Below are 10,788 nucleotides of genomic sequence, written 5' to 3' on the forward strand. Positions count from 1 at the left end.
TTCCAGACTGCGTTCGGTACAGATAGCTACCCTGTCATCAGGCTGGACACCCAGCGCCAGCAGATGATGGGCCAGTTGGTTGGCACGGCGGTTGAGTTCACGGTAGCTGAGGGATTGTCCTTCAAATTCCACCGCAGTGGCCTCAGGCGTGCGTTCCACTTGTTGCTCAAACAGCTCGTGGATCAACGCTTCTTGCGGGAAGTCCGCCTGTGTCGCATTGAAATCCACCAACAGTTGTTGACGTTCTGCTACAGATAGCATAGGCAGAGATGAAATAGCTTGTGTGGCATCCGTTACCATCGCCGTTAGTACATTCTCAAAGTAGCCCGCTATGCGAATCACCGTTTCCTGATCAAACAGGTCGGTTGCATATTCCAGTCCGCCAACTAAACCGACATCGGTTTCGGTAAGTGATAATGTCAGGTCAAATTGAGTACTGAGACGCGGTTGTTCCAGGAGAGTGAGCTCCAGACCGGGCAGCTTCAGCGCTTGAGCCGGGGTGTTGTTCAAAACCAACATAACCTGAAATATAGGGTTGTAACTCAGGCTACGATCTGGCTGTAGTGCTTCGACTACCTGTTCGAAAGGCAGTGCCTGATGAGCATAGGCCGCAATGGTCCGTTTACGAACTTGAGCAAGTAGTTCCTCTACGGTATTGCACTGACCAGATTCGATACGTAAGGCTAGCGTGTTGACAAAAAAGCCAATTAATTCCTCGGATTCTCTGTTCTGGCGGTTGGCAACGGGAGTACCAATAACGATATCGTCCTGACCACTGAGACGGGCAAGGACGATAGCCCAAGCTGCGAGCAGGCTCATAAACAAGGTAGTATCCTGACCTTGACTAAATATTCTGAGGGAAGCGAGCACTTCAGTGTTCAAATGGATCGGTATCTGCTTGCCGGCATAGCTCTGTAGTGGCAGACGTGGACGATCAGTGGGAAGTTCAAGTAAAGCAGGTGCCCCCTGGAGCTGGGTATACCAGAAATCCTGCTGCTCTGAGAGCACATCCTGTTGTAACTCATTGCGTTGCCAGACGGCATAGTCAGCGTACTGGATGGGCAGTGGTGGTAAAGCAACATCGTGATCATTGAGGGCCGCTTGATAAAATGCGGCAAGTTCCCGAACCATGATGCCAATGGACCAGCCATCAGAGATAATATGGTGCTGGGTAAACAGCAGCACATGTTCCTCATCAGCCAGTTGCAGCAACTGACCACGGACCAGCGGGCCTTGAGTAAGATCGAAAGGCATGCGAGCTTCACATTCGGCGAGTTCGGCAACGCGATTTGTACGGTCTATTTCGCTCAGGTGACGCATATCCAGATAGGAGAGAGTGAAACCAATGTCTGAGGGCGCAATTTCCTGACAGGGCTGACCATCAACCAAAATAAAGCGGGTACGCAGACTCTCCTGGCGGTCGACAAGGCTATCGAGTGCCGAGGTCATCGCTTGATAGTTAAGCTTACCGGAAAGTTGTAATACTGCAGAGATGTGGTAAGCCCGGCTGGCCGCAGGATCGAGTTGGTCGAGGAACCATAATCGTTGTTGGGTAAAAGAAAGTGGCAACGGCAGGCTGCGATCAACAGCAGGAATCATTGTCTGAGTACTTACTGATGTATCAGTGAGCGTCCGGGCAAGGTCAATAAGAACGGGCTGAGCAAAGAACTGAGCAAGCGGCAGATCCAAAGCTAATACTTGGCGTACACGTGTTGTGCATTGGACAGCGAGTAATGAATGGCCACCAAGTTTAAAGAAATGGTCATAACGTCCGACGCGTTCCAGCCCCAGTAATTCCTGCCAGATCTGCGCCAGTGTTATTTCCAATTTGCCAATGGGCGCTTCATAAGCATGGGTTGCTACGGCTGATTGGTCAGGAGTGGGCAATGCCTTACGGTCGAGTTTACCATTAGGCGTAAGCGGGAAGGTTTCCAACATCACAAAGGCACTGGGGATCATGTACTCAGCCAAATGCCGGGTAAGCTGCTGGTGTAATTCAGCCAGTACGGGTTCAACACCGGATTGTGGCCGGAGATAAGCAACCAAACGGGTATCACCCGGCATGTCTTCACGCGCAACGACAACGGCTTCATCTACCCCCGGACACTGAACAAGTTGTGTCTCGATTTCGCCAAGCTCAATACGGAAGCCACGGACCTTGACCTGAAAATCGTTGCGACCCAAATACTCAATATTGCCATCAGGCCGCCAACGACCGAGATCGCCGGTCTTATACATTCGGGCATGAGGTATATCTGAGAACGGGTTGGGAACAAAGCGTTCCGCTGTCAATTCTGGTTGGTTCAGGTAGCCACGGGCCACACCGGCACCGCCAATATAGATCTCACCGATAACACCAAGAGGAACGGGTTCACGTTGTGTATCTAAAATATAGATTTGGGTGTTAGCGATAGGACAGCCAATAGGAACATTACCAGTGATATTACTCAGTTTATTGGTATCAAACGTAATACAGCCAACCACCGTTTCAGTTGGGCCATACTCGTTAACAATGCGAGATTCAGGGGAAAGTTCACGCCAACGTGCTACGGTTGAACCAGGGAGCGGCTCTCCACCTACAATGAAATAATGTGCAGGACAAGTTTGTTTTGTCGCTAATAGTTCCTGACCCACTGTCGCAAAATGAGTAGGAGTGATCTTGACCAGAGCAGCAGTGTCCATAGACAACAGAGCGGGTATCAGCTCAGTCAATTCCTGTCCGTCACGGAGCAGTTGTATTTTGCCACCACAAAGTAGGGGCAGATAAATACTGGTGACCGTTGCATCAAAGGCCACTGGTGATGACACGATACTGTTTAGTTGACCTGCACTAGCATAATGCCCAAGCGCCCACTGTAGGTAATTTCTGAATCCACCATGCTCAACCATAACGCCTTTAGGCTGTCCGGTGGAACCTGAGGTATAAATCACATACGCTAAATTGTGTGAAGTCAGTCCTAGTGCCTGAGCATCGGGATTTTCTGCTGATTTTTTGTCAAAAACGGATGTTTTTTGGGCATCAAGCACCACAGTAGGCAGGTTGCTCCCCAATTTCTCCTTCAGGATGGTTTGAGTAAGTAATACGACGGGTGCGGCATCATTAAGCATATAAGTCAGCCGTTCGACCGGATAGGACGGGTCCAGAGGTATATAGGCACCGCCAGCTTTAAGGATAGCCAGCAATCCCACTATCATTTCCGGGCTGCGTTTAACACAGATGGCGACTCGGTCATCGGGTTTTACCCCCAGTGTCAGCAAGTGATGAGCCAGACAATTAGCACGGCGATTAAGTTCTTCGTAACTGAAAGTATATCCTTCGAACACCATCGCAATAGCGTCAGGCGTGCGTTCAACCTGTTGTTCAAACAATTGGTGCACGAGAACATTTTGTGGAAATTCAGTTTTGGTAGCACTGAAATCCATCAGCAGTTGCTGACGCTCGTGGTCGGGTAAGATCGATAAATGACAAATAGGTTGATGAGGATCGGTTGTTAACATGTTGAGCAGATTAACAATAACCGTAGTCAAGTAGCCCGTTATTCTGGCGGGATCGATCTCCGCAATGCTTTGAACCACCAGACCAAAATCCTCACCTATATCATCTATCGACAGGGTGAGCGGATAGTTGTTGCGTTCTACTGTGGTCAGCACACGGATACCGTCCCAGGCAACACCAATGGAGTCTGATTTACTGTGGCGGTAGTTAAGCAAGGAATTGAACAATGGCAATGATGGGGCGACACCGCTACAGCGTTGGGCTAATGCCAACGGAGCTTGTTCATGTTCCAGCAGTGATGTCAGGTCACGGTAGGTCGCCTGCACCACTTCCAATACGCTGCGATTAGCAAGGGATATCCGGATTGGCAGGGTATTGATAAACATTCCCATTACCCGATCGGCACCTGCAGAGCCTTGCAGACGGCCCAGTAGTACGGAACCGAAAACCACATCATCACGGCCACTGGTTTTTGCCAACACTTGTGCCCAGGCAACATGAAACAGTACTCCAGCACTGATTCCTAAATGACGAGCCTGAGCACGGAGTGCCCCAGCCAAAGCTCTATCCAGTAACAAACGGGTTTCAACAATATCTTCACAATCGCTCTGTACGTTAAACAGACCAAATGGTGCTGTTGGTGTATCGACGTCGGCGAGTCGGGCACGAAAGTAGTCTTCATGTACCGAGGCGGGTACATTCAGGGTTTGAGCAATGAAATTACGGTATGGCAACGGATTGGGAAGTTCGTCAGTGCGCCCTTGCAACAGCAGGCGGATTTCATCGACGATAAGCTCCAGTGTCATATGGTCACAGACCAAATGATGATAATTCAGCGCTAGCAGCCACTCTTGTTTGACTGGATCATGAGCGATGTCGGCGGTAAGCAAAGGTGCCTGACTCAGATCGAGCCGACGCTGGCGTGGATCTGTGTGTGCTTGCAACTGAGCTTGTACATTATCAACAGAGGTTGGCTCGAAAGTCGCTACTGACAGCGGAGCCTGTCGCCAGACTACCTGTACAGGTCGCGACACATCTTGCCAGCAGATAGCGGTACGCAGAATATCGTGGCGGTCAATGACCTTTTGCAGAGCCTCAAGGAAGGCATTGAGATATTCACGATTATCAAAGGCAATCAGACTATTTAACAGGTAGGTATCACCTTGTTCTTGTAGCTGATGATGAAACAGTATGCCTTCCTGTAGCGGTGCAAGTGGATAAATATCCTGTACATTGGCAGCGCCACCGATTACGGTCTTGGCAATAATGTCGATTTCCGCCTGAGACAGTGTCACTAGTGGTAGCATCTCTGGGGTGAGAGTCGTGCAACCTTCAAGGATACAATTAGGTGGTACAATAAAGGCAGAATCATTCTGGTTCGTTTGGATAGCTTGAGCCATATCGGCAAGCACAGGTGAAGAGAAAACGTGGCGAACATCAAGCAACCAACCAGCGCTACGCAATTGTTCAATCAGGCTGACCGCTATCAGAGAATGACCACCAAGCTCAAAGAAATGATCGTGGCGACCGACACGTACCAGTCCTAGCAAATCTTGCCAGATCTCAGCCAGTATGATTTCAAGTTCCCCTGAAGGCGCTTCATAATTACGCGTTATTACCGCTGACTGATCAGGGATCGGCAATGCCTTACGATCGAGTTTGCCGTTAGGGGTAAGAGGGAAGTTCTCTAGCACGACAAAAGCACTGGGCAGCATATAATCAGCCAGATGTTGTGCAAGTTGCTGGCGTAGTTTGGCGGGTATCAGTTCACTATCAGGCTGAGTCCGAAGATAGGCTACCAAGCGTTTGTCGCCAGGGATATCCTCGCGGGCGATAACAACGGCTTCATCTATTTCTGGACACTGAACCAGGCGCGCTTCGATTTCACCCAGTTCGACGCGGAAACCGCGCAGCTTGATCTGGAAATCATTGCGGCCGAGATATTCGATATTGCCATCCGGCAGCCAGCGACCGAGGTCACCTGTCTTATAAAGTCGGGCATCTGGCACTGTTGAAAAGGGGTCGGGAATAAAACGTTCCGTTGTCAACACTGGGCGGTTAAGATAACCGCGGGAAACACCGACGCCACCAATATAAATCTCACCAACAGCACCAAAAGGCAGCAACCGGCCTTGTTTATCCAGAATATAGATCTGGGTGTTCGCAATTGGCCGACCGATGCTGGGTTGTGACAATGATACATCAACCGGACAGAGAGTGGCGTCTACCGTACATTCTGTTGGTCCGTAGACGTTGATAAAACGGGTCGTTTCTATTTCTTGCAGTCTGGACCACATTAAAGGGGGGATAGTATCACCACCAATCAACGCCAACTTGGGTTGATAGCCAGCACGTGTTCCCAGTCCGGCATCTAACAGCCATTGCAATTGAACTGGCGTACAGTCAAACATGTCCACAAGGTGGTGTGCAAAATAGCGCCAGAGTTGCTGACCATCGGCACGGATCTCTTCAGGAACGATGATCAATGTATGACCTGAAAGCAATTGAAACCAGCTTTGCACCGAGGCATCGAACACAATACTGGCGTTCATGGCTATACGACACGGTTGTTGGAGGTCGAGCGCTGCATTCAATCCGGTATAAAGATTGATGACATTCCTGTGTGTCACCATCACGCCTTTGGGCTGTCCCGTAGAGCCAGAGGTATAAATTACATACGCCAGATGGTGTGATGTTATCCCTAAAGCTTGAGCATTGGGATTTTCTTCCGAGTCTTCATCAAAAACAGATGGGGCTTGAGCATCAAGTATCACAGTAGGTAAGTGACTATTCAGCCTTTCAATGAGTGAAGACTGAGTAAGCAACGCTATCGGTGCCGCATCATCAAGCATGTACGTCAGTCGTTCAGTCGGATAAGCTGGATCTAACGGCACATAGGCACCGCCGGCTTTTAGGATAGCCAACAATCCCACTATCATTTCAAGACTACGTTCAACGCAGATGGCGACGCGATCATCAGGTTGGACACCTATGGTAAGCAAGTGGTGAGCCAGCTGATTGGCGCGACGGTTAAGCTCATCGTAACTAAGGGAGTGTGTTTCAAACACCATCGCAGTGGCATCTGGAGTACGTTCAGCCTGTTGTTCGAATAGTTGCTGTATCAGAGTGTCTTGTGGGAAATCAACACCGGTTGCATTAAAATCTACCAATAGTTTCTGGCGCTCCGCCGTTGGTAATAGGGGAGCGTTTCCAATAGGCATATCCAGAGATGTGATGGCAGTTTCCACCAATAGAGCCAAACGAGATTGAAGAGCAACGACTTCCTCGTGATTCAAGTAATTAGTATCGTAATTGAATTCGATGGTGGCAGGGTGGCTTATATTCTCAAGGTGAGTAAACGTGTATTGGTAGATGGCTATCGAGAGAGGGAACATGGCACCACGATGTGATTGTTTGAGTGTTGTGACGGTGCCTTGCATATTCATATCGGCTTTGAACAATTCAAGCGACAGTATGATATCAAAAAGTTGAGTACGCCCTGTTTTCTGTTTGATTTGTGTGTGCTGGTTTATCTCTGCAATTGGCAGCCGCTGATGCTTATAGCAACGGCGCAACTCCATTGCGGCTTTGCGCATGACATCAAGGAAAGAATCCTCAGAATGAACAGTTACTCCGATGGGAATGACTGACGAGAACATTCCCATCGTACCTTTTTGTTTTGCATTTCTGCGATTGTGTACAGGCGTACCAATAACAATCTCCTCCACGTCTGTGCTGCGTGCAAAATAGCAAGCGAGAACGGCATACATAAAATGGAGGACGGATAGCCCATGAGCGGCCACTGTATTTTCAATTTGTTGAAAAAGGGTTTTATCTAATTGCCAAAGAATGGGTTTTGCTTGTTCGTGAGTGACAGATGTACTTAGATTTGAGGGTGGAATTAAGGCTGGGGGCAGTTTTTTATAGCGCTCCAACCAAAATTGCAGGTCACGTGTATACAATTTAGAGTCAAGATAGGCGCGATCTTCAACAATGAAATCGAGATAGGAAGGCGCAGCTTCTGCCAGTGCTTCCCCCTTGACCAGACGATTGTAATTATCTGCAAGATCTTTGATAACCAGTCTCAAACCCAAACCATCTGAGATTAAATGATGGCAACAAAATTGCCAGTACCACCGTGTCTCACTAACTCGCAGCAGTTCAGAACGCCACAGCTCTCCATATAAATGGAACGGACGTATGAAAGTAGCATAAGTTTGCTGTGTGACCTGAGTTTCTGCGTCAGGATATTGCGAAAAGTCGTGTATGGATAGAGATACAGGGAGAGTATCGACAAGTTTTTGGCGGGGTAATCCATGGGTATCTACGAGCCGTAAACGCAATGCATCATGACGGGAAACAACAGATTCAAGAGCCTGAATGAACAATACTTCATCCAGCTCTCCCTCGATACAGACTAGTGTACTGATATTGTAATTAGGGGTATCAGGATGAAGAATTTGATCAAGCCAAACAACTTGTTGAGTAGAACTAAGCGACAATTCGCGAGAGGAAATCAAATGATTCTCTAATGAGGATGTATGGTTACGTGTCATATTCATTTTATAGTTCCAAAGTTTCAAATTTTGATCTATTAGTTAAATAATCGTTCTAATTTTTAATCTTTTAGGATCTAATTCCCTGCCACTCACGGCGTAAACTTAATGGTTTTCGATACCCCGCTGCTTGCGACGGGGTTCTTCATTTAGAGTTGAATATTTGATAATAGAAAAAATGCTGAATTATGCTTATGCTTAATTCAGATCAAAAATAATATAAAAATAACCCGCTAGATATTTGTCACCGATCTAGCTGATTAAGTCTGTTATTTAAACGTGAAATTTAGGTTAGATAATATCTCGCAACATTAATCACAAAAAATTCACAATAATTTAATGTATTTATATATGTGAATAGATTTCAACTCCAAGATATTACAATGGAAATACATAGTAAAAATGCTAGAAATGATATTCAAATTACTTTTGCTCTCTTGATAATGATAGATATGAAACGAAAAAATACAGTAATTTCAGTGTGAGCTTAGCAATAGATATATTTATACCAGTTAACTGGGGAGGTGTTAACCTGCTATGAATCTACTGTTAATAAAATCAATTGAAAATTCAATATTAATTCTGCCTCTTTATATACATCATATATCATATCTATTGATAAAATAAACATCTGTTATTATCTAATGTATTTAAATAGACATAAATAGTTATATTAAAAAATATTACACACTTACTTAATATTATTAATAACAAACTCATTTGTTTCATATTTGTGAAATTTATTAAAATATCAGATAGATTGTGTAATATAAATACGATGTGAAAATTTTTATTGGAAATGTATCTAAACCTTGATCTATCTATTGAAATTTCCCATAAGAATAATCAGAAAATTCATATTTCATGATCGTCTTTCTTTTCAATATATGGCGTACTATATCAACCGGTTTGTTAAATATTGTAGAATTTCAAATATGCAGGTTAGGAAGTGTTACTTTATTCTTTAGAGAGCATAAAATCTATGGTTCCCCTCTTTTTTGCAACACTCATTTTTGATGAATTTTTGGCTTGCTTAACTCTATCCGGCGTCACTGTAGGCAAGGAGCCTGCGCCTCGATGAGTTCCGCGCCTGATGAACCTTAAAACCGTGTCGGCTTGAAAGAGCCATTTTTTATGTTAGGTTTCTCATCAGGCCGGTAGGCCGTTCATGTCATCAATAATCAGTCTTCGCAAAACCAGTGGGGTAACAGTTAAATAGGTTCACAATGACGCCAGCTTTAGGCGACAAATACCGTGTGTTGTGTCGTAATGGCCCACGCTATCCGGGCGAGTTTATTAGCCAATGCACAGGCCACGATATTAGAGTGCTTTCGTTCAAGCTGCTGCTTAACCCAGTCAGCCAGTTTTCCCTGCCGGTGCTCAATCTGTTGCATGAATGACCGGGCGCAGAGTACCAACAGTTGCCGGAGCGTCTTATTACCCCGTTTACTGATACCCAATAAGGTCGTCCTTCCCCCGGTGCTGTACTGGCGGGGAACCAAACCCGTCGAGGCCGCAAAATCCCGGCTGCGAGAATATTGTTTTCCATCGCCCAGTTGTGAGGAAAGCACACTCGCCGTGATGGGGCCAATGCCGGGGATCGTCATCAGCCGTTGTCCGATATCATCCTGAGCAACCTCCTGTGACAGGGCAGTTTCAATCTCGGTGATTTGCTCAACCAGATAGTGATAATGTGCCTGTAACCGCAGTAATACCTGCACCAAATAAGGGGGAAGTTCATGTTCAGCCAGCACAGCAGAGAGCCGTTTTATCACGGCAATCCCCTTGGGCATGCTGATACCAAATTCAAGCAGGAAAGCCTGCATCTGGTTGGTGGTTTTGACTTTATCCCGGACCAGTGATTCCCGGACACGATGCAACGCTCGCATGGCTTGTTGGGCTTCCGTTCTGGGCTGAACAAAACGCATTGAAGGTCGTGAGGCCGCTTCACAGATGGCTTCCGCGTCAATAAAATCATTCTTGTTACTTTTGACAAAAGGACGGACAAACTGCGGTGAAATCAGCTTAGCCTCATGCCCCAAATCAGCAATCCGTCTTGCCATGAAATGCGCGCCAGCACAGGCTTCCATCACAACCGTTGCCGGAGAGCAATCGGCTAAGAATTCCATCAATTTAGTTCGGGTGAATTTTTTACGTAGCAGGGCTTTTCCCGATTGCTCCTGACAATGGACATGAAAAGAATGCTTGCCGAGATCGATGCCAATCAGTGCGATAGTGTTCATGATGGTAGCCTCTTATCAAAGATAATCACTCTGCTAATATACTGCCGTTAGGGTGAGGGGAACCATCTCATTACCTTGGAGCACTTTATTTTCAGTTAGCGATAGGATGAGCAACTAAACGTACCTATCAGACCTCTCACATGAAAACCTATGTCGTTAAAGTGCACTTCGAGGGGGGTTAGACTACAGGTGATACTTCTTTAGCAGTTTTTCACTATAAGATTAGGTAATGAAACGATGATTATTTCACTGAGGCCATTGCAGCACAAGTGCCCCCCGTTTAATGGGATGGCCCCCTCGCCCTGTAGGCATATTTTGGTCACGTATTCAATCCGTTGATTTGTGTTAAACATAGTATTCACGTTCAATGAAAGTCCCGATGACTTTATCATGCATTTTCGGTGACTTAGAATAACCCAACGTTTTACGATTGAGTCGCTTAAGTCGGTTGCGCAACGTCAAATTCTCCCGCTCAATACGTTGAGTGAAGGTT

3 protein-coding genes are annotated in these 10,788 nt (G+C 46.5%); all 3 read right to left on the reverse strand.

From position 1 onward, the window contains the following. Window positions 1–8,058 (reverse strand): amino acid adenylation domain-containing protein (locus tag Xind_RS18785; RefSeq protein ID WP_187650824.1); only part of this gene is annotated, 8,058 nt, incomplete at its 3' end. A gap of 1,232 nt (window positions 8,059–9,290) precedes the next feature. Then, complete coding sequence (locus Xind_RS18790; protein WP_187650825.1) at window positions 9,291–10,295, reverse strand: IS110 family RNA-guided transposase; 1,005 nt, start codon at window positions 10,293–10,295, stop codon at window positions 9,291–9,293. Between the two features lie 345 nt (window positions 10,296–10,640). Next, window positions 10,641–10,788, reverse strand: a 148-nt coding sequence (locus Xind_RS18795) for an IS1 family transposase (protein ID WP_222941735.1), incomplete at its 5' end; no start/stop codon positions are given.

This window comes from Xenorhabdus indica, assembly GCF_014467235.1.
GTDB lineage: Bacteria > Pseudomonadota > Gammaproteobacteria > Enterobacterales > Enterobacteriaceae > Xenorhabdus > Xenorhabdus indica.

Coding starts and splice junctions, on each gene's coding strand:
- Xind_RS18790 (WP_187650825.1), bottom strand. CDS start 10,295: ATGAACACTATCGCACTGATTGGCATCGATCTCGGCAAGCATTCTTTT.